Here is a 25191-nt window from a genome sequence, read left to right on the forward strand (position 1 = left end):
TGAAGTCGTATTATCTCTCCCCCAGTACTCAGGGGCTTCTTGTCACCTCCAGCGTGGCGGACGGGCCTGCTTGGCCTTCAGTAGCTCGATATCGGCGCGCTTGAAGGCCTGGGTCAACGTTTCGTGCCTTTCCAGGGTCACCACACCGAAGGTGGCGGACAGGCGCTGTTGCATGCCGGCAACCTGCAGGTCGCAAATCCGCTGATGCAGCCGCGTGACCAGCTGCCGGGCCTGTGCCGTATCCCGGTTGGGCAGCAGCAGCAGGAACTCGTCCCCGCCGAATCGCCCGAGCAGGTCGTCCGAGTCCAGCGCCGGGCGCATGGCGGCGCAAAGGCCGATCAACGCCCTGTCGCCCACGTCATGACCATGGGTGTCATTGATGGTCTTGAAGTAGTCCAGATCGAGCACGGCCAGCGAGAGTGGCACTCCCCGGCGACGAACCTCGCTGAGCGTTTCGTCGGCGTACTCGAAGAAGTAGCCGCGGTTGGCGGCGCCGGTCAGCTCGTCGTGCAATGCCCGCTCACTGAGTCGGCGGTTCTGGGCGAGCAGCCAGGGAACGGCGAACCCGAAGTAGCCGCTGGCCGCGATCACGCAGAGGGCGAACTGATAGGTCAGGGATTGCTCGATCAGCCCCAGAAGCGCGACCCACAGGGCGGTCAGGGTACTGAACAGCGCGATGCTCAGCGTGCTGCGAAAGGGTGGCTCCGTATAGACGATCCACATCTGCGGGATGATCAGGAAAAACACGCCGAAGGCGACCTCGGGTGAGTGCACGTGCGCATCGAGCAGCATGATCAGGCTGAGTGCGGCCAGGCTGAGCGCCAGCTTTCCCGTGAAGGCGCGCAGGCCGCTTGTCGACGGCAGGAAGCTCAGGCCGCCGAGCCAGGGCTCGACATCCGGGTAGTGCCAGCTCAGCAGCCCCACGAACAGCGGTGTCAGCACCAGCACGCCGGCCATGTCGCCGACCCACCAGGGTAGCCAGAGATCGTCGATGGCGACTGCGCCGAGCATGCCGGCGGTCTGCAATGCGACGATGCCGGTCAGGGTGGCGCCCAGCGAGGCCAGGCTGCCGACGAGCAGAAACAGCGGCACGATCACCGGGACCGACACCTCGTCGCGGGCGCGTATCAGGTGCTTGAGCCCCAAGGCGCCGAGGCCGTAGCTGCCGCAGTGGGCCAGGCCGAACAGCACTCCGGCCTGAAGCAGTTCACGCCAGGGGAGCGCAGTCGCGTACATGCGGTCGACCCAGAAGGTGACGATGACCGCGCTGGCCATCAGGGCCGGGAAGGCGCGTCGACCCAGCATCAGGAAGGCGGCGAAGCTCAGCCCGGCCGGCGGAAACCACAGGCTGGCATGGGGCGCGAACTCCATCAGCGCGGAGAGACGCCACAGCAGCAGCCAGGCCAGCATCAGGCCGATATGGCGCAGGATTCGGGTGCCAGAGTGGCTGGCGACTCCGTCTCGCAGGTGTCCGGAAGCTCCTGGCTGCATGGCGCCCCCTCTCGGGTGTGAAAGTGGCCCGCAGCGCGACTCCCGCAGCGCCTGGCCGGTCAGAGCTGCACTTTATGGCAACCGGGCGTGTCTGGCGACCCTGCCGGCCAACCTTTCGTGAACGCAGAAGGGCGCCCCGTGTCGGGCTCGGGCAGGTCCAGCGGCTGTCGCGTGTCGCGCCACGCCATGACTGGCGGCGAAGTCGGGATGGCTGCAGCCGGCGGGCAGGGCGCGAGACGGGGCGTCGGGCATTGGTAACTCCTCGCGGCAAGGGGGCTTTCCCGAGTGCTGCAGATGTCGTGCCGGAACGCGTCCGGCGTATCGTGGCGATCCCGTGTCGCGAATCGTCAAGTCAAGGGGCCTCGTCGGCGTCAGACTGGCGACATTCTGTCATCGGAGGAGCGCCATGAATTCCCGAGTCATTCTTACCTGTGCCGTGACCGGCGCCGGCGACACGACCGCGAAGAATCCGCACGTCCCGGTCACGCCGGCCGAGATTGCCGAGGCGGCGATCGAGGCCGCCCGCGCCGGTGCGAGTGTCGCGCACATTCACGTGCGGGACCCTGAGACCGGCGGCATCAGCCACTCCACCGCGCATTTCCGCGAGGTGGTCGAGCGGGTCCGTGAGGCGGATACCGATATCGTGCTCAACCTGACCGCCGGCGGCGGCGGCGACTGGGTGCCGCATCCGGACGACCCATATCGCGGCGGCCCGGGCAGCGACATGCAGACCCCCGCCGAACGCCACGCCCCGGTGGGCGAGCTGCTGCCCGAGCTGTGTACGCTGGACTGCGGCAGCCTCAACTTCGGCGATGCCGTCTACATCAACACCGCCGACTGGCTGCGCGAGCATGCGCGGCTCGTCCAGGCGGCCGGCGTCAAGCCGGAGCTGGAGTGCTTCGATCTGGGCCATGTGTGGTTCGCCCGCCAGCTGCAACAGGAGGGTCTGCTCGACGGCGATCCGCTGTTCCAGCTGTGCCTGGGCATTCCCTGGGGCGCGGAGGCCGATACCGAAACCATGCTGGCCATGCGCAACAAGCTGCCGGCTAACGCCAACTGGGCGGCGTTCGGCATCGGCCGCGCGCAGATGCCGATGGTCGCTCAGGCCGTGTTGCTCGGCGGTCACGCCCGGGTCGGCCTGGAGGACAACCTGTACCTGCGCAAGGGGGTGAAGGCCAGCAACGGCCAGCTGGTCGAGAAGGCGGCCGGGCTGATCGACAACCTCGGCGCGCGGGTGATGACCCCGGCCGAGACCCGCGCCCACCTCAAGCTGCGCGACCCGCGTACCGGCAAGATCGTGGAGGGCGAGGCATGAGTCGGCTGGCAGTGATCGGCACCGGGGTGATCGGCAACGGCTGGATCGCCCGCGCCCTGGCGCAGGGCTGGGACGTGGTCGCCTTCGACCCGGCGGCGGGCGCCGAGGCGCGTACCCGCGAGGCGGTGGCCCGGGCCTGGCCGTCGCTGAAACGGCTGGGGCTTGCCGAGGGCGCGGACCCGCAACGGCTCGCTTTCGTCGACAGCCTCGAGGCCGCCGTGGCGCAGGCGGATCTGGTCCAGGAAAACGTGCCCGAGCGCCTCGCGCTCAAGCGCGAGATTCTCGCCACACTCGATGCGGCCGCGCCGGCCGGCGTGATCATCGGCTCGTCCACCTCCGGCTTCAAACCCAGCGATCTGCAGCATGCTTGCACACGGGAGCCGGGGCGGGTCGTCGTCGCCCACCCCTTCAATCCGGTCTACCTGCTGCCGCTGGTGGAGCTGGTGGGCGGCGAGGCGACCACCGCGGATCATCTCGCCCGCGCCGAGGCACGCTATCGCGAGCTGGCGATGCGCCCGCTGGTGGTGCGCCGCGAGATCGAGGGCCACATCGCCGACCGGCTGATGGAGGCGCTGTGGCGTGAGGCGTTGCACCTGGTCAACGACGGCGTGGCGACCACCGAGGAGATCGATGCCGCGGTGGTCTACGGTTGCGGCCTGCGCTGGTCGCTGATGGGCACCTTCCTGACCTTCCATCTGGCCGGCGGCGAGCAGGGCATGCGTCACATGCTCGAGCAGTTCGGCCCGGCGCTGAAACTGCCCTGGACCAAGCTCGAGGCCCCGGAGCTGACCGACACCCTGATCGATCGCGTGGTCGAGGGTTGCGAGCATCAGGCGGCGGGTCGCAGCATCGACGCCCTGGAGTCGCGGCGCGACGAGTTCCTGGTACGCCTGCTAGCCTTGGTCGAGGAGTACTGGCCAGAGGCCGAGGGCCTGGAGGGGCGACTATGAGCGAGACGCCGTCGTTGCGCGTGCTGGAGACTCGAGTGGCGTCGGAGTGGGTCGATTACAACGGCCACATGAACGACGCCGCCTATGCCAGGGTGTTCTCGCTGGCGGTCGATGCCCTGATGGAGCGGCTGGGGCTGGACGCCGCCGGCCGCGAGCGCCATGCCTACACTCTCTATACTCTGGAGACGCACCTGTGCTATCGCCGGGAGGCCCATCAGGGACAGCCGCTGCAGGTGGGCATGGTACGGCTCGATGCCGATGCCAAGCGCCTGCATGCCTTCTTCACCATGGAGGACGACCAGGGCCACTGCCTGGCCACCAGCGAGCAGATGCTGATGGGCATGGCCACCGACCAGGGCCGTCCGGCAGCGTTTCCGCCTGAGGTGGCCGAGCGTCTGGCCACGCTGCCGGGATGCGCGCCGGACGACTGGCCGAGCCTGGCCGGTCGACGCATCGCCATCGTGCGGCCAGACGCGACATAGTGAGCGTGGCGGCACCGGTGCACCGGTACCGTCGAGGAGGCTGTCATGACCGTCGAGGATTTCATCCGCGAGTTCGAACAGGGCATGCGCGACGTGGGCGCCGCCGATGACTGGCTGACCGCCCGGCGTCGCTACGAGGATCTGTGCGACACCTTCGCCCCGGCTGACCCGCCGGGGCTGAGCTGGGAAGACGGCGAGGTGGATGGCGTGCGCATTCGCCGCTATGTGCCGCCGAAGGCCGCGACGGGCGAGGTGCTCTATCTGCACGGCGGGGGCTGGACGCTGGGTTCCGTGCGCAGTCATCACGGCATCGTCGCCGATCTGGCGATGCGCCTGGGCCAGCCGGTGACGAGTGTCGGCTATCGGCTCGCGCCCGAGGCGGACTACGGGCAGGCGCTGGATGACTGCCAGGCCGTGCTCGAAGCCTGCCGGCCACTGGCGCTGGCCGGTGACAGTGCGGGCGCCCGGCTGGCCCTGGATCTGGCGCGTCGGGTCGGCTGGCAGGGCCCGCTGGGCTTGATCTACCCGCCGGTGGGCACGCCCGATGCCGACTCGCTGGGGCCGGATGCGCCCCTGCTGACCCGCGAGGAGGTCCTGCAGATGTGGCGGGACATCGCCGAGACCGTGCCGGCGCTGTGCGAGGCCCATCCTCCCTCACCACTCATCGAGGCGCTGGCCGTGGATCATGATCCACTGACGTCGCCCTTCGAGGCGGCGATCGGTCACTGGCGAGCGAATGGCGCCGATATTCGCTATCACCGCGCGCCGGCGATGGTGCATGGCGCCCTGCATGCGCAGGCCCGGCTGGCGCCCATGGGCGAGGCGTGGCGGGCCTTCTGTACCGGGCTGCAGGAGCGGCTGAGCCGCACCCCGGCCTGAGCGGACCGGGGGAGTCTCAGGCGGCCAGCCGTGGCTGCCGGTCGCGTGCGTCACGACGACGGTGTAGCCGCTCCCAGGCCTTCTCGTGCAGGAAGTAGGCGACGGTGTTGATGCAGGGCTCGACCAGTGCGATCAAGCCGCCGACCACCCAGCTGCCGGTCAACAGCCAGGTGACCGTGAAGGCCACCGAAAAATGGATGCAGGCAAAGGTCAGTGTCTTGAACATGGCGGCAAGCCTCGTGAGCAAGTGTCTGACACTGACTATAGGCAGTTGAGAATCATTCTTGAAGGAGATTCCTGCAATAGCACGAATAGGCCGCTGCTATCGCGGATATTCCCGCGATGCTTTCCCTCCGCTGGGGCTGTTCAGCAACGTACCTGGCATGGACAATGGTCCGGCTGCGAAGTGAAGGGTCACTGACCAAAAAGAGGCCCTGTTTGCGTCGGGATACCAGGCGGCAGGAACCGCCGGACTGACATAGACTCCGAAAAGAGTCTGTGCGCACCCCGTAGCGCCCGACGGAAGTCACAATAAAACGCAAGGACATTCACATGGTCATCCTCGCCCCTCGCTCGCCCTGGCGCGTCTGCGCGCGCGCGCCGTTGCCGCCTGCCCGGTTCGTGACGCTATCGCTCGCCGTGCTGTTGCTGACGCTGATCGCCACGGCCGCCCAGGCCAAGCCCAACCCGCGCTATGCCTCGATCGTCATCGATGCTGCCAGTGGCGAGGTGCTGTCTGCTGCCAACGCCGATGCGGCGCGCTACCCGGCGTCGCTGACCAAGATGATGACCCTGTATCTGCTGTTCGAGGCGCTGGACTCCGGCCGGTTGTCGCTGAACGATCGGCTGGCGGTGTCGTCCCATGCCGCCGACCAGCCGCCCACCAAGCTGTGGCTCAAGACCGGCGGGCGCATCGCGGTGAAGGACGCCATTCTGGCGATGATCGTGCGTTCGGCCAACGACGTGGCGGTGGTGGTGGCCGAGAATCTGGCAAGCAGTGAGCCGGCCTTCGCCCGGCGCATGACCGCCAAGGCGCGGGAGCTGGGCATGAACGACACGCTGTTCCGCAACGCCTCGGGACTGCCCGACGATGCCCAAGTCACCACGGCCCGTGACATGGCCACGCTGTCGATGCACCTGATGCGCGACTTTCCCCAATACTACGGGTACTTCGCACGCACGGAGTTTCGCTTTCGCGGCAAGACCGTCACCGGCCACAATAACCTGCTCGACAGTTATCCGGGGGCCGATGGACTCAAGACCGGCTATATCAACGCCTCCGGCTTCAATGTCGCGACCTCGGCGGTTCATGACGGCCGGCGCATCGTCTCGGTGGTGATGGGCGGCTTCACCGCCCGCTCCCGCGATGCCCACATGGCCCGGCTGCTCGATCGCGGGTTCGCCCGGGCCAGCCTGATGGATGGCAACGACTGGATCGCCAAGACGGCGCTGTTCGATGGGCCGGGTCGGGCGGCCAGCCGGGCCTCGGCCACGCCCACCAAGGCAGTGGGCACGTCACTGGCGGTGGCCGAGTCATCGCCCGGCGCTGATGGCCCGGTTACCGGCCAGGGCGATGCCGGCGATCCGATTCGTGAGCTGATCGCGCAGGCCAAATCGAAAGACACGCCTTCGGTATCGACGGTGAGTGCGGCCTGGGCGATTCAGGTCGGTGCCTTCAGCACCCGGCGCCAGGCGCAGTCGCTGGCGTCGCGGGCCGCTGCCGCGCTGACCACGGACCTGCGCAGCGCCCGCCCGGCGGTGATGGCCGCCGAGGGCGACGCCAGTGTCTTCCGCGCGCGGGTGGTGGATCTGCGCGAGGCCCAGGCGCGTCGCTCCTGTCAGCAGCTGCAGCAGCAGGGCATGGAGTGCGTGGTAGTTGCCAGTACACGTTGAGGTGGTCCTCGGCCTTCATGGCTCCGACATGAAAACGCCCCCGAACGGGGGCGTTTTCGTTGCCGGTATTGTCTGCCGAAATCGACTCAGGCGGGCGACTGCGTGGCGCCGTCGGGCAGTGAAGCCGTGTTGCCGGGCGCCTCGCGGTTGAGGTGCAAAAAGTGCAGGTGGCGTTCGTACTGATCGAGAATGTCTTCGATGACCTGCTCTTTGCTGTAGCCCATCAGATCGTAGCCCTGACTGCCCTCCAGCAGATACACCTCCAGGCGATAATAGTCGGCGTTGGCGTGCTGGGCGCGCATTGCGAACGAGGGCGTGGCGAAGCGCCGCGGCCGGATCCGGTAGGTGAAATCCTGCTCGCTGCCGTGGGTCACGTCGAGCGCGAGACCGACGTCGTCGCCTTCGCCCTCGGTGATGCGGGCTTCCACGCCCTGTGCCTGGAGCTCCCCGGCGACCTCTTCCATGGCTGGATGGGCCACGTCGCTCAGGAAGCGCTGTGCCGAGCGGCGGCCGGGGAAGCTCACGGCGCGCGCCAGGCGCTGACGCCAGCTCTTGTGGCCGCGTTCGCCACCGGTCCGGCTCGACAGGCTGCCGGCGAGGCTGGCGCGATGGCTGTCCTCCTTGCGGCCCTCGACCTTCAGGGCCTTGAGCAGGCCGGCCATCATGAAGAACAGCACGATCGAGAACGGCAGCCCGGTGACCACCACGGCGCTCTGCAGGGCGGAGAGTCCGCCGGCCATCAGCAGGGCCAGGGTCAGCACGCCGATCACCGCCGCCCACAGGATGCGCATCCAGATCGGCGCGTCGCTGTTCACGTCATGCAGGATCGAGGTGAAGTTCGACAGCACCAGGGCGCCGGAGTCGCCGGAGGTAACGAAGAACACGATCGCCAGGATGGTGACCACGATGGTGGTCGCGCCGGTCCAGGGGAACGACTCCAGAAACAGGTAGATGGAGGAGGCCGGGTTGTTCATGGCTTCCTGGCCGAAGGCCGCGGCGCCGTTCATCAGCATGTCGATGGCGCTGTTACCCATGATCGACATCCACGCCATCATGAAGGCCAGCGGCAGGATCAGCGTGCCAGCGACGAACTCGCGGATGGTGCGCCCGCGCGAGATGCGCGCCAGGAACAGGCCGACGAACGGGCCCCAGGCGATCCACCAGGCCCAGAAGAACAGCGTCCAGCCGTTGAGCCAGTCGGTGGGCGGGTCGAAGGCGTAGGTGTTCATCGACAGGTCGATGAAGTGGGTGAGGTAGTCGCCGACGTTCATCACCAGGGCGTTGAGCAGGAACAGTGTCTTGCCGGTGAACAGCACGAACAGCAGCAGCGCCAGCGCCAGCAGCATGTTGAACTCGGAGAGCCGGCGGATGCCCTTCTCGACGCCGGTGACCGCCGACACCGTGGCGAAGAACACGATCATGATCACCAGCGCGGCCTGGATCATGGTGTTCTCCGGCACGGCGAACATGTAGTTCAGGCCGAAGTTGAGCTGGATGACGCCGATACCGAGGCTGGTGGCGATGCCGAACACCGTGCCGAGCACGGCGGCGATGTCCACGGTGTGGCCGATCGGCCCGTGGATGCGCTGGCCGAAGATCGGGTACAGGGCGCTGCGGATGGTCAGCGGCAGGTTGTGGCGATAGCTGAAGAAGGCCAGCGACATGCCGACCAGGGTGTAGATGCCCCAGCCGGAAAGCCCCCAGTGCAGGAAGGTCAGTTCCATGGCATGGCGCGCCGCGGCGATGGTCTCGGCACTGCCGTCCGGCGGCGCCAGGTACTGGGTGACCGGTTCGGCGATGCAGAAGAACAGCAGGTCGATGCCGATCCCCGCCGAGAACAGCATGGCGGCCCAGGAGGCCATGTTGAAATCGGGTCGGGAGTGTTCCGGGCCCAGGCGGATCTTGCCGAAGCGCGACAGGCCGATGCCGATCACGAAGGCCAGGTACACCACCACGGCGAGCACGTAGTACCAGCCGAAGGTGTCGGAAATCCAGCCCAGGGCGGTGTTGATGATGCGGCTGGAGGAGTCGGTGAAGAACATCGTCCATACGGCGAAGATGACGATGCCGATCGCGGAGCCGTAGAACACCACGGGATTGAGACGATCCCGTGGCTCGGCGTCGGTGTGTTGGTGCATGTCGGGTCCTGTTGTCGTGTGGAACGGTAATCGCGACATTGCTCGAGGCACCCGGGCGGGCTGCCGGATGCAGACACGCTTGGCAGCAGGACCCGGATCCCGCTGCCAAGCGTGGCTAGGCTTTATCTGAAAACTGGCTGCGCTCGATCATGCTGCGTTAAAAATCAGCTCAAAATACTCATTTACACCTCGTAAACTGGTGCGCCAGCCCGGTCCGCTTTTTCGCTGATTTTTGCCTTGCCTGATCGTCGCTCGCCGACTTTTCGGACAAACCCTAATGAGCAAGCGATGCCCGATGGCGTTGCATGTCGCCGTCCCGGCGAGTTTTTATTGATTGATCGTTCAATTAAAATACGCATCTCCCGTCGGCCTTGCAAGTCCCGGGGATGTCTCCACTGGAACGATCGGGGATGTTGGCGAGAGGCGACGGGGATGGAGCGAAGCGGGGGGCTCGGCCCAGGGAGGGCCAAGGTAGCGCTCAGGGAAGGGGTTACAGCGCTCCCTCGAAGTTCCGTTGCCGGTACAGCCCCGAGCGGGTTGGCCGACGACGACAGCCCGTGATGCCGTGGGCTGGGGCTTCGCCATACAGGGAGCGGCAAGCGAAAAAAGGCCCGCCGAAGCGGGCCTGATGGGGAAGGCGGTGAATCAGTCGCTGGGCGACGAGCGGCTCGCCTCCGCTGGCGAGGCGCCCAGGCGCTCGCGCAGGTCCTCGAGGATCAGGTACAGGCAGGGGATCAGCACCAGCAGGATCAGCGTGGCGAACAGGATGCCGAAGCCCAGCGAGACGGCGAGACGGCCATGGGGATGATGAAGCGCGCCTGCCGCGAGGTCTCGAAGATCATCGGCGCCAGCCCCAGGAAGGTGGTCAGGGTGGTCATCATGATCGGTCGCAGGCGGCGCGTGGCGGCAGCCATGATCGCCTCGCGGGCGTTGAAGCCCTCGCGGCGGCGCTGGTTGGCGTAGTCGATCAGCACCAGGGCGTCGTTCACCACGACTCCGGACAGCGCCAGCATGCCCAGCAGGCTGATGATCGACAGCCCGAAGCCCATGATCAGGTGGCCGAGCACCGCCCCGATCACCCCGAAGGGGATGGCCGTCATCACCAGCAGCGGCTGCGTGTAGCTGCGGAAGGGAATCGCCAGCAGGCCATAGAGCGCGGCCAGTGTCGCCCACAGGGCGGTCCGGAGCACGGCCAGGTTGTCCGCGGTTTCCTCCTGGCGCCCGCCCGGGCCGATCTCGAGCCCTGGGAAGCGCTGGCGCAGCTGCGGGAACAGCGAGTCCTCCAGGGTGGTCATCAGCGCCGGGGTCGCGCCAGCGGCATCGAGATCGGCAGTCACCTCGACGATACGGCGGCCATTGATGCGGGTCAGGCCGGCACTGGCCCGGCTGCGCTCGATGCGTGCCACGCGGGCCAGGGCCACCTCGCCGCCGTCCGGGGTGAGGATCGGCAAACGACGCAGTTCGGCCAGACTGTCGCGCGCGGCGGGGGGCAGCCGGACCTCGACGCTGACCTCGGCCTGGCCCTGTTGCTGTTTGAGGGCGGTGGCGCCCTGAAGCGGCCCGCGCAGCTGCCGGGCCAGCGACTGGCCGGTCAGGCCCAGGGCACGGCCTTCCGGCGACAGGCGGATCGACAGTTGCGGCTTGCCGTTGCCGACGCCGCTGTCGACGCTCTCCACGCCCTGGTAGTCGCCGAGCCGTGCGGCCAGGGCCTTGGCGGCGGCGTCGAGCGTGGCGCCGTCGGGATGCGACAGGCGCAGGGTCAGGTCGGCGCCACCGCCGGGGCCGCCGGCATCACTGGCGAAGCGGATCGCCTCGACCCCGGGCAGCTCGCCGGTGGCCTCGCGCCAGGCCCGGGCCAGCCGCGAGGGCGGCCAGGCGCGCAGGCTGTCGGCGGCGATCGACAGGCGTACCTCGAGGGTGTCGCCGCGCTGGCGGGCGCGGGTGCTGTCGTAGGCCAGGTCGGCATGCGCGTCGGCGAGGCGGCGAGCGCCGGCCAGCAGGGCGTCGCGGACCGCATGATCCGCGGCGAGCGGACTGCCCGGCGGCAGGCTGACGGTGGCCTGCACCCGGTCGGCCTCGACGCGCGGCATCAGCGAGAAGCCCAGCCGTCCGCTGGCGGCGTAGGCCAGGGCGAGGGTCAGCACTGCGACGCCGATCGCCACGGCGAGCAGACGCCGGTCGAGGGCATGCTCGAGGAAGGGGGCGAAGCGGTGATGGGTGAAGCGGTCGAGCCCGTGCTGCATGGTCCGGCGGATCCGCTCGATGGGCCGCTGCCAGGCGGGGACGCGCTGGCGCGGCTGGCTGTGGGCCAGGTGGGTGGGCAGGATGAACAGCGCCTCGATCCACGACACGGCAAAGACCGTGATCACCACCAGCGGAATCACGCCCATGATCATGCCCAGAAAACCGGGCAGAAACAGCAGCGGCAGGAAAGCGACCATGTTGGAGAGCACGGCGAACCCGATCGGCACGGCGATCTCGCGGGCCCCGTGAATGGCGGCCTCGAAGACCGAGTGGCCCTTCTCGCGATGGGCGTAGATGTTCTCGCCGACCATGATGGCGTCGTCGACGACGATACCCAGGGCGATGATGAAGGCGAACATCGAGATCATGTTGATCGACACGCCGAGCCCGGGCAGGAAAAGCATGGCGCCGAGGAAGGCGGTGGGGATGCCGAGCGTCACCCACATCGCCAGGCGGGCCTCGAGGAACAGCCCCATCAGCACCAGCACCATGGCGAGGCCCAGCCAGGCGTTGCCGAGCAGCAGATCGAGGCGCTGGCGGTAGATCGTGGAGCTGTCCCAGCCCGGGGTCAGCGAGATGCCGTCCGGCAGTTCGTCACGCAGGCGGTCGAGCTCGCCGCGCACGATCGCCGAGACGCCCAGCGGCGTCTGGTCGCCGACCTGATAGACCTGCAGCGAGATGCCCGGCTCGCCGTTGAACAGCACCTCGCGATCGCCCTCGGCGAGCCCGGGCTGCACGCGGGCGATGTCGCCCAGGCGAACCACGCCGCCGTCGGCCGTCGACAGCACCGGCAGCTCGGCGAAGTCCGCGGCACTCCGGCGCCGCCCCTGGTAGCGGACCAGCCACTCGCCGTCGCGGGTGTCCAGGCGGCCGCCGGCGAGGTCGAGGGCCTCCGCGCCGATGCGCTCGGCCAGCTGGGCATGGCTGAGCCCGTAGCGGCGCATCGCCGCCGGGTCGAGCAGCACCTGGATCTCGCGGTCGCGACTGCCCTCGAGCTCGATCTTGCCCAGCGCGGTCTCGCCGAGCAGTTGCTCGCGCAGGCGTTCGGCCAGCCGCTGGAGGGTCAGGGCATCGGTGGGGCCGTGCAGGTTGAGCTCGAGCACCTGCCGCGAGCGCCCGGCGAGGCTGAAGGTGGGCGCCTCGGCGGCCTCGGGGAAGGTGCGGATGCGGTCCACCGCCTGCTGGATCTCCTGATAGACCCGCATGGTCTCGGCCCCGGGGCGCAGCTCGGCGGTCACGCTGGCGCTGCCTTCGCTGGCGGTGGCGGTGACCTCGTCGATGCCGTCGATATCCGCCAGCGCCGACTCGATGGCCAGCAGCAGGCTCTGCTCGACCTCCTCGGGCGTGGCGCCCGGGTAGGCCACCTCGATGTCGACCGCTTCCAGGGTGAAGTCGGGAAAGACTTCCTTCTTGATCGTCAGGCTGGCCATCAGGCCGCCGAGCAGCAGGATCAGCATCAGCAGGTTGGGAGCCACGCCGTGGCGGGTCATCCAGGCGATGGGGCCGTGCCGGGTCATGGCGGCGTCTCCCCGTCGTCGGCATCGCCGCCGGGCGACGTGTCGTCCGGTGTCGGGGCCACGCGCAGCGCCATGCCCTCGCGGGGGCGGGCGAGCGGGCTGACCACCACGCGTTCGGCCCCGTCGAGCGGGGCGCCGTCGGCACGGAACAGCACCTGGTGCTGGTCGCGGTAGAACGGCGTGACGGAGACGATGTGCAGTCGGTTGTCGGCATCCAGCGTCCAGACACGGTCGCCCTCGTGCAGCGCGGCGACCGGCAGGCCGATCAGGTCATCGCGCCCGGGCGGGCTGAAGCGAGCCTCGACGACGTCGCCCAGGCGCAGGGCCGGTGCGTCCGTGTCGAGCGCCAGCGGGTCCTCGACCCGTACCAGCAGTCGGCTCATCAGGCCGTTCTCGGCCAGGCCGGGCAGGATCGAGAAGGCGCGCCCCCGGCGTTGCCGGCCCGGTGACCAGGCATCGCTGACCAGGGTGGCGAGCGAGCCGCTGTCGATGCCGTCGCCGGTTTCCAGCCAGTCCAGGGCATCGGCCTCCAGCGAGACACGCACCCAGAAGTGCGAGACATCCACCAGGCTGAGCAGGGCGGTGTTGGCTGCCACGGCGCTGCCGGCGCCCACCAGGCGTTCCTGAACCATGCCGCGGAAGGGCGCGGTGATGGTGGTTCGCGCCAGCTCGAGGCGGGCCTGCTCGCGGTCGGCCTCGGCGCTCGAGACGGCGGCCCGGGCGGCCTTGAGCTGCGGTTCGCGCAGGACCAGGGCGCGACGCTCGGCGGGCAGCTCGCGGCCGTAGGCCCGGTAGTCGGCCTGGGCCTGAAGCTGCTGGCCGCGTTCGATCGCCAGCTCGGCCCGGGCCTGAGCCAGTGCCGCCTCGGCGCGCTGGACGGCCAGCCGGTAGTCGGCGTCGTCGAGCGTTGCCAGGGTGGCGCCGGCCTCGACCACACGCCCCGGCTCGACGTCCGGGGCGAACCGGGCCAGTTGACCCGCGACGCGGCTGGCCACGCGGGTCTCGCGGGCGGCGATGACCCGGCCGTAGGCGATGATCGCAGGCGCCACGCCACGGCGCTGGACGGGGGCGACATTGACCATCGGGGGTGCGGGCTCGGGCGCGGCGGCGCGCTGACCGGTGCGCGGCGGGTGGCTCATCAGCCAGTAGGCGACGGCGCCGGCCAGCAGCAGGACGCCCAGGGCCAGCAGGGCGCCGGGCGCAAGGCGTTCGCCCTGACGCACCGGCGCGCGTCCGGACGAAGAGAGTTCAGGTTTCATGAGTGGCTCGGAGTGGCGATGATGACTCGGTTATCCTGCCATCTTGACGCATCACCGCGCAGGATGTGTCAGGGAAATGCACCGCCCTTGTGCCGGTATTCGTCCCGCCGGGGCATGAATCTCAAGGACAGGTCTCACCGATCAGCAGTTCGGTGGCCAGTTGCCGCGATTCCGTCGGCGTGAGGCCGAGGATCATCGAGGCGGCGAGCCGCCCCTTGGCGACGCTGTCCTGGCGCACCGTGGTCAGCCGCGGGGCACGGTACTGGCCTTCGGCAATGCCGTCGAAGCCGGTGATGCGCAGGTCCTCGGGAATGCGCAGGCCGCGCTGCTCGGCCAGGGTCAGCACGGTCAGGGCGATGCGATCGGACATGCACAGCAGCAGATCGGGGCGCTGGTCATCCGGCAGGTCGAGGATCTCGGCGATCACCGGGGCGCAGACCGCGTGGGTATTCTCCTCGATGTTCCACATCGGCACCTCGGCCGGGTCGAAGTCGTGCTCGGCGAGCGCATCGTAGAAGCCGTTCAGGCGGGCGCGGGTGATGGTCTGTGTCTCGCTGAACAGTGGCTGGTCGAGGATGCGCCCGTTGCAGGGCTCGGCGGTCAGGCGCAGGTTGATGATGCCGGGACGACGGGGCCGCCGGCGCAGGGCGTGCCGGCCGATTGCCTGCGAGGCGGGGCGATTGTCGACGTGAACCGAGGCGTGGCCGGCGACGTTGAAGTCCACGGCGATCAGCGGTCGCTGGCGCGGGAACTGTTCGAGGACCTGCGGGTCGGGCACCAGCCCGTAGACGATGAAGCCGTCGGCCATGCTGGTCGACTCAAGGCGTGCGCCCTTGCGGCCGGGCAGCAGCAGCAGGGTATGCCCGTGGGCGTCGACCACCTCGGCGACCCCGGCGAGGAACTCGCTGGCCACGGCGTCGTTGAGGCTGTAGGTCAGACTCTCGGCCAGCACCACGGCGATGATCCGCGAGCGCCCGGTACGCAGGCTGCGGCCTCGGGCGTCGGGGCCGGCGTAGCCCACGGCGCGGGCCTCGTCGAGGATGCGGTCGCGCAGGGCCGGCGAGAGCTGGTCCGGACGGTTGAAGGCATTGGATACCGTGGCGGTGGAAACCTCGAGCCGGGCGGCCAGATCCTTGATGGTGATGCGACGCTGCGGTTGAGTCACGGCCTGCCTCGTTGCGGATCGAACCGGGTGAGAATACCTGTCTGCCCGCGGACACTCCAGAGCCGACGGCGGCAGCCCGGCGAGCGTGCCGCCGTCGGTGGGGCCCGGCGCTTCGTCAGGCGGCGTGTCGCGCCGGCGCCATGCCCAGCGCACGGCCGTCGCCATCGAACAGGTGCACGTTGTCGAGCGCCGGTGTCAGGGCGGCACGCTGACCGATCTCCCAGCTTCCGGGAGCGTCGCTGCGGTGGATCAGCAACGGCGCGTCGCTGCCGGCGTCGAGGTAGACATAGACCTCGTTGCCCAGGTACTCGACGTTGACCACCTCGAAGGCATTGTCGCCGCGGGCCTCGGCCAGGCACAGGTGTTCGGGCCGCACGCCGAGGGTCAGCCGGGTGCCGGGGGTGAGCCCCTGGCCGGACTGCGGCAGCGATAGCTCGCCGATCCCGGCAACGTCGACACGGCAACCGTCGGCACCGCCCTCGCGCAGCGTGGCGGGCAGGAAGTTCATGGTCGGCGAGCCGATGAAGCCGGCGACGAAGCGGGTTGCCGGCTGCTGGTAGAGCGTCTGCGGGCTGCCCACCTGTTCGATGCGCCCGCCGTTGAGGACCACGATCTTGTCGGCCAGGGTCATCGCCTCGACCTGGTCGTGGGTGACGTAGATGACCGTCGAGCCGAGCCGGTGATGCAGCCGGGCGATCTCGTTGCGCATCTGCACGCGCAGCGAGGCGTCGAGGTTGGACAGCGGTTCGTCGAACAGCAGGATGCGCGGCTCGCGGGCCATCGCCCGGCCCATGGCGACGCGCTGGCGCTGACCGCCGGAAAGCTGCTTGGGCTTGCGCTCGAGCAGTTCCTCGAGCTGGAGGATGCGGGCGGTCTCGAGGACCCGCTCGCGCACGGTCTGCTCGGCGGTCCTGGCGAGCTTGAGGCCGAAGGCCATGTTCTCGTAGACCGTCATGTGCGGGTACAGGGCGTAGGACTGGAAGACCATGCCCACGCCCCGCTCGCGAGGCGGCAAGTCGTTGACCACGCTGTCGCCGATCTTCAGCTCGCCGTCGCTGATTGACTCCAGCCCGGCGACCAGCCGCAGCAGGGTGGACTTGCCGCACCCGGAGGGGCCGACGAAGACCACGAACTCGCCGTCGCCGATCGCCAGGTCGACGTCCTTGATGATGTGAGTGTCGCCAAACGACTTGTTGAGCTTGTTGAGCGTCAGGCTTGCCATGGGTGTGCTCCTGGCCGGCACCGGGGCGCCGGCGGCATGTCGTCCAAAGTAAGGTCAGTTCAGGCGCAGGTAGGCGGCCTGGTAGGCCGGCAGATGCAGGTCCTGGCCTTCCAGCCGGGCCGTGAAGCCGGGGGCGTCGAGCAGGCGGCCCGGCTCGGGCAGGCGGCAGTCACGGGCCTCGCCGCCGAGATTGAATACGCACAGCAGACGCTCGTCGTCGCGCTCGCGCACGAAGCCCAGCAGGTCGCCACCGACGTCGACCAGGCGCAGGTCGCCGTCGAACAGCGCCGGCTGCCGGCGCCGGAAGGCGATCAGCGCACGCAGGGCGTTGAGCAGCGAGTCGGGGTTCTCTTCCTGACGCGAGACGGCCCGCAGCAGATGGCGGGTGTCCACCGGCAGCCAGGGCTCGACGCGCGAGAAGCCGCCCTGGATGTCGTCGGTCCAGGGCATCGGGGTGCGGCAGCCGTCGCGGCCCTTGAAATCCGGCCAGAGTACCTTGCCGTAGGGGTCCTGGATACGCTCGAAGGGTACCTCCGCCTCGGGCAGGCCGAGCTCCTCGCCCTGGTACAGGCAGACGCTGCCGCGCAATGACAGCAGCATCGCTAGGGCGACGCGGGGATAGGCGTCCGGGTCCTCGTCGGCGCCCCAGCGGGTGGCGCTTCTGACCACATCGTGGTTGGACAGCGCCCAGCAGGGCCAGGCATCGCCGGCCATGCGCTGGAAGCGTTCGATCACTTCGCGGATATAGGCCGGGGAGTGCGGGGCGTTGAGCAGGTCGAAGGTATAGGCCATGTGCAGCTTGTCACCGCCCGCAGTGTACTCGGCCATGCGTTCGAGCGGGTTGTCGTCGCCGATCTCGCCCACCGTGGTGGTACCCGGATATTTATCCATCAGCGCACGGAGATCCTTGAGAAAGTCGAGGTTCTCCGGGCGGCTCAGGTCATAGACGTGGCGCTGCCAGGTGTAGGGGTTGGCCTCCGGGGCACCCAGGGTGCGGGCCTCGCCGGGCTCGAGCGCGGGATTGTCGCGCAGCTCGGGGTCATGGAAGTAGAAGTTGACGGTATCCAGGCGGAAGCCGTCGACACCGAGATCGAGCCAGAAGCGCATGTTGTCGAGCTGGGCGGCGCGCACCTCGGGATTGTGGAAGTTGAGATCCGGCTGCTCGATCAGGAAGTTGTGCAGGTAGTACTGGCGACGCCGGGAGTCGAAGGTCCAGGCCGAGCCGCCGAAGATCGACAGCCAGTTGTTGGGCGGGGTGCCATCGGGCTTGGGGTCGGCCCATACGAACCAGTCGGCCTTTGGGTTTTGGCGGTCGCGCCGGCTTTCCTGGAACCAGGGATGCTGATCCGAGGTGTGGCTGATCACCTGGTCGATGATCACCTTCAGGCCCAGAGCGTGGGCGCGTTCGAGCAGCACCTTGAAATCGCCGAGGGTGCCGAACATGGGATCGACGTCGCGATAGTCGCTGATGTCGTAGCCGAAGTCGGCCATCGGCGAGGTGAAGAACGGTGACAGCCAGATGCCGTCGACACCGAGCGAGGCGACGTAGTCGAGCTTCTCGGTGATGCCCGGCAGGTCGCCGATGCCGTCGCCGTTGCTGTCCAGAAAGCTGCGCGGGTAGATCTGATAGATGACACCGCCGCGCCACCAGAAAGTGTTGTCCTGCATCATGAAGTCCTTGGCGAAATGTCCTGTCGGTCGTGGGTCAGCCCTTGACGGCACCGGCGGTGAGCCCGGAAACGATGCGTCGCTGGAAGATCATCACCAGGATGACCAGCGGCACGGTGACGGTGACCGAGGCGGCCATGATTGGCCCCCAGGGCAGCTCGTGCTGGCTGCCGCCGGAGATCAGCGCGATCGCCACGGGCACGGTGCGCTCCTCGTTGGTGAGGGTGAAGGTCAGGGCAAAGAGAAATTCGTTCCAGGCGGCGATGAAGGCCAGCAGGCCGGTGGTGGCCATGGCCGGCCACATCAGCGGCAGGAACACGCGGGTGATGGTCACCCAGGGTGTGGCGCCGTCCATGATCGCCGCCTCTTCCAGTTCCTGGGGGAGCTGGCGCATGAAGGTGGTCAGCACCCAGACGGTGAACGGCAGGGTAAAGATGGTGTAGCTCAGGATCAGCCCGCCCGGGCTGTTGTAGAGATTGAGCGTGCGGATCACCTCGAACAGCCCCGAGAGCACGGCGACCTGGGGAAACATCGACACGCCGAGCACGATCATCATCACCGTGGTGCGACCGCGAAAGCGCACCCGCCCCAGGGCGTAGGCGGCGGTGACGCCCAGCAGCAGGGCGATGGCCACCACGCTGACGGCGACAATGATCGAATTGATGATCGCCTGGACGAAGCTGCCCTGGGAGAAGATCGCCCGGTAGTTGCTGAAGTCCACGCTATTCAGCCAGTAGTCGACCTGGAACAGTTCGCTGGAGGGCTTGAGCGAGGTGATCACCGCATAGTAGAAGGGAAAGACCGCGTAGATGAGCAGGATGGCCACCAGCAGCCAGAAGCCGGTGCGCTTGATCAGGGTCTTCGCGTGCTTGGCGCTCATGCGTCACCTCCCAGCTGACGGCGGCCGAGGTAGAGATAGATCACGGTGGCCAGGGCGATGATCAGAAACAGCAGGGTCGAGGCGGCGCTGCCGTAGCCGACGTCCTGGAACTCCACCAGTTGCTGGCGGGCGTAGATCGACATGGTCATGGTGCTGGTGGAGTTGGAGGTCAGCACGTAGATGACGTCGAACACCCGCAGGGCGTCGAGCAGGCGGAAGATCACCGCCACCAGCAGCGCCGGGGTGATCAGCGGCAGGGTGACGCGGAAGAACACCTTGACCGGGTGGATGCCGTCGACCTCGGCCGCCTCGTAGCAGTCGCGGGGCAGCATCTGCAGGGCGGCCAGCACCAGCAGGGCGACGAAGGGAATGGTCTTCCACACGTCGACGATGATCACCGCCCACATCGACAGATCGGCGTTGGCGGTCCAGGCCAGGGGCGCGTCGATCAGACCCAGGGCCATCAGCAGATGGTTGATGATCCCGAACTGGTCGTTGAGCATCCACGCCCACATCTTGGCCGAGACGATGGTGGGGATCGCCCAGGGAATCAGCACCGCCGCACGTACCAGCATGCGGCCCTTGAACTCGGCATTGAGGATCAGCGCGACGATGATCCCGAAGACCGTTTCCAGCGACACCGAGACGGCGCTGAAGAACAGGGTGTTCCACACCGACTGCCACCAGGCGGGATCGGTCAGCAGGCCGTACCAGGCGCCGTCGTCGTAGATCAGGTAATTCTCGAAGCCGATGAAGCTGGCGCCGGTGGTGTCCGCCAGCGAGGCATCGGTGAAGCTGAAATAGAAGGTGCGCAGCAGCGGCCAGCCGGCGACCAGCGCCAGGGTGACCAGCATCGGCACCAGAAACAGCCAGGCCGCGCGGACGCGCTGCCGGCGTACCTGGGTGCCTCGATGAACTCCCCGGCGCGCGGGCGCCGGGGACGAGGTCGAGAGAGAATCAGTCGTGGCCATATGAACCTCGGGTTACCAGCGGCGACGCTTCATGCGCTTGAGTTCGTGCTGCAGCCCGGAAACCGCCTGTTCCCCGTTCATGTCACCGGCCAGTACCTGGTGAGCCGCGTTGAAGAAGGCGTTGCTGACCCGGCCGTACTTGTCGCCGGTGGGTGCGGAAGGGCGGGCCACGGCGTGGGTGAAGGTGTCATAGAGCTTGCCGAAGAAGGGCACCGCGGCGAGCACGTCCTCGTCCTGGTAGAGCGACTTGATGGTGGGGTTGTAGGACCCCTCGATGGCGCGGCGCTTCTGTTCGGCCTCAGAGGTCAGGAACTTGACCAGGTCCACCGCCATCTCCGGGTTCTTGCTGTATTTGGAAACGGCCAGGTTCCAGCCGCCGAGGGTCGCGGCGCTCGACCCCTCGGGCCCGTGCGGCAGCATGGCGACGCCGACCTTGCCGCGCACGTCGCTGTCCTCGCTCTGAGTTAGTGCCCAGGCGTAGGGCCAGTTGCGCATGAACACGGCATTGCCGGACTGGAAGACGCCGCGGGCTTCCTCCTCGGTGTAGTTGAGCGCCCCTTCGGGCGAGATGTTGCCGATCCATTGCGCGGCCTGGTCGAGCGCCGCCGCGGCACGCGGGTTGTCGATGGTGATCTCGCCCTGGTCGTCGACGACGCTGCCACCACCGTAACTGGCCACCCACTCCAGGGCGTTGCAGGTCAGGCCTTCGTAGGCACGGCCCTGGAAGACGTAGCCCCACATCTTGTCGTTGCCGGCCTGGCGCTCGCCCTGCTGGATCGCCTCGGCGGTATCGGTCATTGCCTGCCAGGTTTCGGGCACCTCCCGGTCGTACTTGGCGAGCAGGTCCTTGCGGTAGTAGAGCACGCCGGCGTCGGTGAACCAGGGCATCGCCACCAGCCGGTCATCGACGGTGTTGTTGTCGACGATCGCCTGGAAATGACCGTCGGCGATGTCCTTGCCCCCCAGCTTGCGCAGATCGACCAGATGGTTAGCCAGCAGGCCCGGCCAGACCACGTCGATCTGCATGATGTCGATGTCGCTGGAGTGCGCGGAGAGAATCTGCTGATAGAGCGACAGCCGCTCGGTGGAGGAGTTGGGCGTGGACACCACGTCGACGCTGTGGCCGGTCTGCTTCTCCCAGGCGGCGACGCCTTCCTTGCAGAGCGCCAGCTCGGCGCCCACGGCACCACAGGAGATGGTCAGGTCGGCGGCATGCGCCTGGCCGACGGCGGCGCCGGCCAGGGCGATGGCGGGGATCAATTGGCGAATCATGGCGTATACCTCCGATGTTGGTTGTTGTTATTGAGAAAGAACGCGTCTTCCCAAGCAACGTCAGTGAGGTGCTCGCATCCCGAGCAGGGGTCTTAAACGTTTAAGTTTTTTAACGGTAGTCGTCTTCACGGCATGCCGACAACCTAGACTTTGGTGGAGTCCAGAGAGGCTGCATGAGCGGGAATTAGACATTGGTCAAAATTGGCTGCCCGGGTTTTGAAGCGCAGGACTTAAACGTTTAAGTTTTGACTCGCTTCGCCATCGGTAGATGCCCGGCGAGGCGAGGACAACAACCATAACGGGAGCCATCACATGCCACGATTTCTGACTCGGACGCCGCTGACCGTTGCCATTGCCCTGGCATCGCTGGGTGCGGCATCGACCGCCGCTGCCCAGCCCCAGAGCCTGGATGCCAGGCTGGCCGCACTGGAAGATCGCATTGCTGCTGCCGAGCAGCGGGCGGCGGCGGCCGAACAGCGGGCCGACCGGGCCGAGGCGGCGCTGGAGGCCCTCGACGATGCCGAGCTGGAGCCGCGCCTGGCCGACGTCGAGGCCCATGCCGACGGCGATCTGGGGCTGTCGCTCAGCGCCTATGCACGTTCCGGGTTGCTGCTCGACGATCACGGCAAGAGCGCGCCCGGCGGGCCCTACCTGACCCCGGCGGGCGGCACCGGCGGCGCGGTAGGGCGCCTGGGCAATGAGCCGGACACCTATGTCGAGACAACCCTCAACTACAAGCAGCGTTTCGACAACGGAGCCCGTTCGCACTACCGTGTCATGCTGGCCGACGGTGTCACCACCAGCAACGACTGGACCGCCGACGAGTCGAACCTCAATGTCCGTCAGGTCTATGCCCAGTTCAGTGACCTGCCGAGCTTCACCGGCGCCTTCAAGGACGCCAAGATCTGGGCCGGCAAGCGTTTCGACCGCGACAACTTCGATATCCACTGGCTCGACAGCGATATCATCTTCCTCGCCGGTACCGGTGCCGGGGTCTATGACATCCGCCTCAGCGATGCCTGGACCACCAACGTCTCGCTCTACGGGCGCAGCTTCAGCGATTATCCCGTGGTCAGACGCAGCAATCCGGGGCTGACCGGCAGCACCGACAATCTGATCTTCACGCTCAACAACCACATCGGCAACTGGCAGTGGATGGCCAGCGGGCTGTCGGCCAACGACAACGACCAGCGTGACACGGGCAGCCGTGCCACCGCCGCGGAGAGTGGCTTCCATACCATGCTGGCTTATCACGGCGACAGCTTCTTCGGGCTCGGCGAAGGCAGCTTCAAGGCGGCGGCGCTCTACGGCCGGGGGCTCGGTGCGGAGGTCAAGTCACTCGGCTCCGACGGCAACCTGCTCGACGACGCCGAGACCACGCGGCTGGCGCTCTACGGCACGACCTATGTGGCCCCCGACTGGCGGCTGGCGCCGGCCGTGCTCGCCCAGCACAGTGCGGATCGTTACGCGCGAGGCGACAGCTACGACTGGGCGACCGTCAACGCCCGCCTGGCCAACGAGCTGACCGAGAACTTCGAGATGCAGTACGAGGCCAGCTACCAGTGGATGGACCTCGACCCGCAGGGCTACAAGGGACACAACGCGGTGGATGGTGCCTACACCAAGCTGACCGTCGCGCCGACCTTCAAGCCCGAGGTCGGCGGTTTCTGGCAGCGCCCGGAGATTCGTCTGTTCGCCAGCTGGAGCGACTGGGACGCCTCACTCAACGACTTCGCCGGCGACGATGCCCTGGGGGACGACACCTTCACCGGCGGCGAGTGGACCTTCGGCACCCAGATGGAAATCTGGTTCTGAGGCGAGCGCTGCCATTGCGATAACGAACCGGCACACGTTTACTTCGATCGAGCCTGGCCCGTCACCCCACGGTGGCGGGTTTTTTTGATGTGTTGCCTACAGCGACAGCAGGAAGAGGATCAGCGGCGGCGAGAGCAGCGAGAGCAGGAAGCCGCTGACCACGGCGATGGGGACGCAGGACACCCCCCCGTGTTGCTGGATGACCGGCAGGGTGAAGTCCATGGAGGTGGCGCCGCCGTAGCCGATGGCCAGCGGCGTAGCGCGATGGATCACCAGCGGAATCAGCAGGAAGGCCGTCAATTCCCGGGCCAGGTCGTTGAAGAAGGCCGCGCCGCCCAGTACCGGGCCCAGCTGGTCGCCGATGAGGATGCCGGAGAGCGAGTACCAGCCGAAACCGGCCGCCATCGCCAGGCCTTCGTTCCAGTGCAGGTCGAGCAGCGGGGCGGCCAGCAGCCCGGCGGCCAGCGAACTGGCGGCGACGGTCAGAGCGATGGCCAGGCCGTGGCGGTTGAGCAGGATCTGGCGCAGCGGCATGCCGGAATTGCGCAGCTGGCAGCCGATCAGCGCCAGCAGCGCGTAGAGGACCCATTCGGCCAGCGTTTCGGCGTGGTGAGGCGCCTCGGCGAATCCCAGCTGCACAAGCAGCAACCCCGCGAAAATACCGGCGATCACCACGCCGGCCAGCGCCAGCGAGCCGGCCATGGCCGCCAGCTTGCTGGTCGGTGCCCCCGCGAGGCGCGGGGAATCGCCGGCGTGCAGGGCGCTGCGCCGTGAGAGCCCATACAGCGCCAGCAGGTTGACGGGCGTGATGACGGCGAACAGCGTGATCGCCTGGCCGCTCATGCGGGCCAGCTGGCCGCCGAGGTCGTCGAGGCCGGTGAGGCTCACCCCCATCAGCGCCAGGATGGCGTAGATCGAGCCATTGACCGCCCGGTTGATGGCCTGCATCAGGCCGTCCCGGCGCACCGGCACCAGATACCCGAGAATCAGTGGCAGCAGGATCAGCAGCAGACCGGAGAACATCGTCACTCCTCGGCAGGGTGGGGGCAGGGCGGGCATTGCCGCCGTGAAAGGCTCCCTACCTTAGCAAAGTGCGATGCGCGGCGGTGACGACAATCGCTGATGCCCCATCAGCGGGACTGATCGGCCCCCGGGTTGCGGTTCAAATCGGCGAGCTCCAGCGTGCTGCGGAGGTCGCCGTCGCGGCGATAGTCGCCGCCCAGCAACAGTCCGGGCAACGCGGGTGTCAGGCGCAGGCGCAACTGGCGCTCCGGCTTGTCGGGGTGCCAGGTGAGAATGTTCAGGCTGGGATAGTGATGGCCTTCCACGGTCACGTCGTCGCGATCGAGAATGCGGTAGGCCAGCGTGACCGGGGCGCCGTCGTAATCGCGGTAGCGCAGGGTGCAGGGGGCCGCGTCGGCGCCGTTGCAGGATGTCGTGGCCGCCTGGCGGGCCAGGGCCACCAGGGCGGTCTGGCGATCGGGCAACGCTGCCAGGTCGTGACCGTCGAGACGATAGTTTTTGCCCAAGCCGAACAGCCGATAGCCGCTCTTGTAGAACAGCGCATCGAGGCCGTCGTCGGTGACGCGAAAGCGACCGCGCTCGTTGCCTTCGGCGACGGCGATCTGCGCGTTCATGGCACTTTCCCACTGGCCGCCGTCACGGCTCAGCTGATGGTGGATGGTGACGTCCGGCCAGCCGGCGACGTGTAGCCGGTAGGTCGCCGAAAAGGGGTGGGGCTCGGCCGCGGCCAGCGCGGACAGGGCGACCAGCCACAGCGCCAGGCCGAGGGCCAGTCGCACCGGTCGGATGAGAGAGCCTGGGGCCATGCGTCGTCTCCTTCAGCGGGGTGCCGACAGTAAGACCGGCATGGCCGGGCGCGCGTTCCCTGCTATCCTGTTCAGGGAGCCGTGAGCGCCCGAACCAGGGCCAGGCATTGTCTGAAAACTGTCTGCGCTCGGCCATACTGCGTTAAAAATCAGCTCAAAATGCTCATTTACACCCCGTAAACTCCGCTTTTTCGCTGATTT

Annotated in this window: 19 protein-coding genes; 6 read left to right on the forward strand and 13 right to left on the reverse strand. The window is 67.7% G+C overall.

Translation table 11 applies throughout. The features are described from left to right. Positions 1-42 precede the first annotated feature (42 nt). Positions 43-1491, reverse strand: coding sequence for a GGDEF domain-containing protein (locus ACTCB7_RS03640; protein WP_463005575.1), 1449 nt, complete (start codon positions 1489-1491; stop codon positions 43-45). 406 nt (positions 1492-1897) lie between these two features. Between ACTCB7_RS03640 and ACTCB7_RS03645 the strand changes: the two genes are divergently transcribed. From ACTCB7_RS03645 to ACTCB7_RS03660, 4 genes are read left to right on the forward strand one after another with little or no spacing between them, the layout of a single operon-like run. Then, positions 1898-2806 (forward strand): beta-keto acid cleavage family enzyme, encoded by a 909-nt coding sequence (locus tag ACTCB7_RS03645; RefSeq protein ID WP_463005576.1) that lies wholly within the window; start codon positions 1898-1900, stop codon positions 2804-2806. Then, positions 2803-3756 carry an L-carnitine dehydrogenase gene (locus tag ACTCB7_RS03650; RefSeq protein ID WP_463005577.1) on the forward strand — a complete coding sequence of 318 codons (954 nt, stop codon included), beginning with the start codon at positions 2803-2805 and terminating at the stop codon, positions 3754-3756. The genes ACTCB7_RS03645 and ACTCB7_RS03650 overlap by 4 nt, the downstream gene beginning before the upstream one ends. A 14-nt stretch (positions 3757-3770) precedes the next feature. Continuing rightward, positions 3771-4238, forward strand: coding sequence for a thioesterase family protein (locus tag ACTCB7_RS03655; RefSeq protein WP_463005593.1), 468 nt, complete (start codon positions 3771-3773; stop codon positions 4236-4238). Between the two features lie 45 nt (positions 4239-4283). Then, on the forward strand, positions 4284-5117 hold the full coding sequence (locus tag ACTCB7_RS03660) for an alpha/beta hydrolase fold domain-containing protein (protein WP_463005578.1): 834 nt from the start codon (positions 4284-4286) through the stop codon (positions 5115-5117). 16 nt (positions 5118-5133) lie between these two features. Here the strand turns inward: ACTCB7_RS03660 and ACTCB7_RS03665 are convergent, their stop codons facing one another. Further along, the gene (locus ACTCB7_RS03665; protein ID WP_463005579.1) at positions 5134-5343 is read right to left on the reverse strand and encodes a DUF2061 domain-containing protein; all 210 of its coding nucleotides are present in this window, start codon (positions 5341-5343) and stop codon (positions 5134-5136) included. 326 nt (positions 5344-5669) lie between these two features. On the opposite strand from ACTCB7_RS03665, the gene ACTCB7_RS03670 reads away from it, so the two are divergent. Continuing rightward, positions 5670-7010: a D-alanyl-D-alanine carboxypeptidase family protein gene (locus ACTCB7_RS03670; protein ID WP_463005580.1), complete on the forward strand. Its 1341-nt coding sequence runs from the start codon at positions 5670-5672 to the stop codon at positions 7008-7010. An 86-nt stretch (positions 7011-7096) separates the two neighbouring features. On the opposite strand, the gene ACTCB7_RS03675 is transcribed toward ACTCB7_RS03670, so the two are convergent. The 9 genes from ACTCB7_RS03675 to ACTCB7_RS03715 all read right to left on the reverse strand — a co-directional run bounded on the left by ACTCB7_RS03675 (position 7097) and on the right by ACTCB7_RS03715 (position 21346). Further along, positions 7097-9148, reverse strand: a complete 2052-nt coding sequence (locus ACTCB7_RS03675) for a choline transporter (RefSeq protein WP_463005581.1) — start codon at positions 9146-9148, stop codon at positions 7097-7099. Positions 9149-9897: 749 nt separating this feature from the next. Beyond that, the gene (locus tag ACTCB7_RS03680; protein WP_463005582.1) at positions 9898-12909 is read right to left on the reverse strand and encodes an efflux RND transporter permease subunit; all 3012 of its coding nucleotides are present in this window, start codon (positions 12907-12909) and stop codon (positions 9898-9900) included. Beyond that, a complete protein-coding gene (locus tag ACTCB7_RS03685; protein ID WP_463005583.1) occupies positions 12906-14168 on the reverse strand; it encodes an efflux RND transporter periplasmic adaptor subunit in 1263 nt (420 codons plus the stop codon). Before ACTCB7_RS03685 ends, ACTCB7_RS03680 begins: the two co-directional genes overlap by 4 nt. 121 nt (positions 14169-14289) lie before the next feature. Further along, positions 14290-15333 carry a LacI family DNA-binding transcriptional regulator gene (locus tag ACTCB7_RS03690; RefSeq protein WP_463005584.1) on the reverse strand — a complete coding sequence of 348 codons (1044 nt, stop codon included), beginning with the start codon at positions 15331-15333 and terminating at the stop codon, positions 14290-14292. A 115-nt stretch (positions 15334-15448) separates the two neighbouring features. Continuing rightward, the gene (locus ACTCB7_RS03695; RefSeq protein ID WP_463005585.1) at positions 15449-16555 is read right to left on the reverse strand and encodes an ABC transporter ATP-binding protein; all 1107 of its coding nucleotides are present in this window, start codon (positions 16553-16555) and stop codon (positions 15449-15451) included. Positions 16556-16609: 54 nt separating this feature from the next. Beyond that, positions 16610-18223 carry an alpha-amylase family glycosyl hydrolase gene (locus ACTCB7_RS03700; protein ID WP_463005586.1) on the reverse strand — a complete coding sequence of 538 codons (1614 nt, stop codon included), beginning with the start codon at positions 18221-18223 and terminating at the stop codon, positions 16610-16612. 37 nt (positions 18224-18260) lie between these two features. Further along, positions 18261-19103 carry a carbohydrate ABC transporter permease gene (locus tag ACTCB7_RS03705; RefSeq protein ID WP_463005587.1) on the reverse strand — a complete coding sequence of 281 codons (843 nt, stop codon included), beginning with the start codon at positions 19101-19103 and terminating at the stop codon, positions 18261-18263. Beyond that, positions 19100-20074 (reverse strand): carbohydrate ABC transporter permease, encoded by a 975-nt coding sequence (locus tag ACTCB7_RS03710; protein WP_463005588.1) that lies wholly within the window; start codon positions 20072-20074, stop codon positions 19100-19102. Before ACTCB7_RS03710 ends, ACTCB7_RS03705 begins: the two co-directional genes overlap by 4 nt. Positions 20075-20086: 12 nt before the next feature. Next, positions 20087-21346: an ABC transporter substrate-binding protein gene (locus tag ACTCB7_RS03715; RefSeq protein ID WP_463005589.1), complete on the reverse strand. Its 1260-nt coding sequence runs from the start codon at positions 21344-21346 to the stop codon at positions 20087-20089. Between the two features lie 312 nt (positions 21347-21658). On the opposite strand from ACTCB7_RS03715, the gene ACTCB7_RS03720 reads away from it, so the two are divergent. Beyond that, complete coding sequence (locus ACTCB7_RS03720) at positions 21659-23161, forward strand: carbohydrate porin (RefSeq protein ID WP_463005590.1); 1503 nt, start codon at positions 21659-21661, stop codon at positions 23159-23161. A gap of 96 nt (positions 23162-23257) precedes the next feature. Here the strand turns inward: ACTCB7_RS03720 and ACTCB7_RS03725 are convergent, their stop codons facing one another. Next, on the reverse strand, positions 23258-24184 hold the full coding sequence (locus ACTCB7_RS03725; protein ID WP_463005591.1) for a LysO family transporter: 927 nt from the start codon (positions 24182-24184) through the stop codon (positions 23258-23260). A 107-nt stretch (positions 24185-24291) separates the two neighbouring features. Continuing rightward, positions 24292-24990, reverse strand: a complete 699-nt coding sequence (locus tag ACTCB7_RS03730; protein ID WP_463005592.1) for a hypothetical protein — start codon at positions 24988-24990, stop codon at positions 24292-24294. Positions 24991-25191: the final 201 nt, after the last annotated feature.

Source organism: Modicisalibacter sp., from assembly GCF_055145905.1.

Excerpts from the sequence above, each read along its gene's own strand:
- ACTCB7_RS03700 (WP_463005586.1), bottom strand. The coding sequence starts at position 18,223 with ATGCAGGACAACACTTTCTGGTGGCGCGGCGGTGTCATCTATCAGATC.
- ACTCB7_RS03660 (WP_463005578.1), top strand. The coding sequence starts at position 4,284 with ATGACCGTCGAGGATTTCATCCGCGAGTTCGAACAGGGCATGCGCGAC.
- ACTCB7_RS03675 (WP_463005581.1), bottom strand. The coding sequence starts at position 9,148 with ATGCACCAACACACCGACGCCGAGCCACGGGATCGTCTCAATCCCGTG.
- ACTCB7_RS03685 (WP_463005583.1), bottom strand. The coding sequence starts at position 14,168 with ATGAAACCTGAACTCTCTTCGTCCGGACGCGCGCCGGTGCGTCAGGGC.
- ACTCB7_RS03680 (WP_463005582.1), bottom strand. The coding sequence starts at position 12,909 with ATGACCCGGCACGGCCCCATCGCCTGGATGACCCGCCACGGCGTGGCT.
- ACTCB7_RS03650 (WP_463005577.1), top strand. The coding sequence starts at position 2,803 with ATGAGTCGGCTGGCAGTGATCGGCACCGGGGTGATCGGCAACGGCTGG.
- ACTCB7_RS03640 (WP_463005575.1), bottom strand. The coding sequence starts at position 1,491 with ATGCAGCCAGGAGCTTCCGGACACCTGCGAGACGGAGTCGCCAGCCAC.
- ACTCB7_RS03720 (WP_463005590.1), top strand. The coding sequence starts at position 21,659 with ATGCCACGATTTCTGACTCGGACGCCGCTGACCGTTGCCATTGCCCTG.
- ACTCB7_RS03670 (WP_463005580.1), top strand. The coding sequence starts at position 5,670 with ATGGTCATCCTCGCCCCTCGCTCGCCCTGGCGCGTCTGCGCGCGCGCG.
- ACTCB7_RS03715 (WP_463005589.1), bottom strand. The coding sequence starts at position 21,346 with ATGATTCGCCAATTGATCCCCGCCATCGCCCTGGCCGGCGCCGCCGTC.
- ACTCB7_RS03705 (WP_463005587.1), bottom strand. The coding sequence starts at position 19,103 with ATGAGCGCCAAGCACGCGAAGACCCTGATCAAGCGCACCGGCTTCTGG.
- ACTCB7_RS03645 (WP_463005576.1), top strand. The coding sequence starts at position 1,898 with ATGAATTCCCGAGTCATTCTTACCTGTGCCGTGACCGGCGCCGGCGAC.
- ACTCB7_RS03665 (WP_463005579.1), bottom strand. The coding sequence starts at position 5,343 with ATGTTCAAGACACTGACCTTTGCCTGCATCCATTTTTCGGTGGCCTTC.
- ACTCB7_RS03725 (WP_463005591.1), bottom strand. The coding sequence starts at position 24,184 with ATGTTCTCCGGTCTGCTGCTGATCCTGCTGCCACTGATTCTCGGGTAT.
- ACTCB7_RS03710 (WP_463005588.1), bottom strand. The coding sequence starts at position 20,074 with ATGGCCACGACTGATTCTCTCTCGACCTCGTCCCCGGCGCCCGCGCGC.
- ACTCB7_RS03730 (WP_463005592.1), bottom strand. The coding sequence starts at position 24,990 with ATGGCCCCAGGCTCTCTCATCCGACCGGTGCGACTGGCCCTCGGCCTG.
- ACTCB7_RS03695 (WP_463005585.1), bottom strand. The coding sequence starts at position 16,555 with ATGGCAAGCCTGACGCTCAACAAGCTCAACAAGTCGTTTGGCGACACT.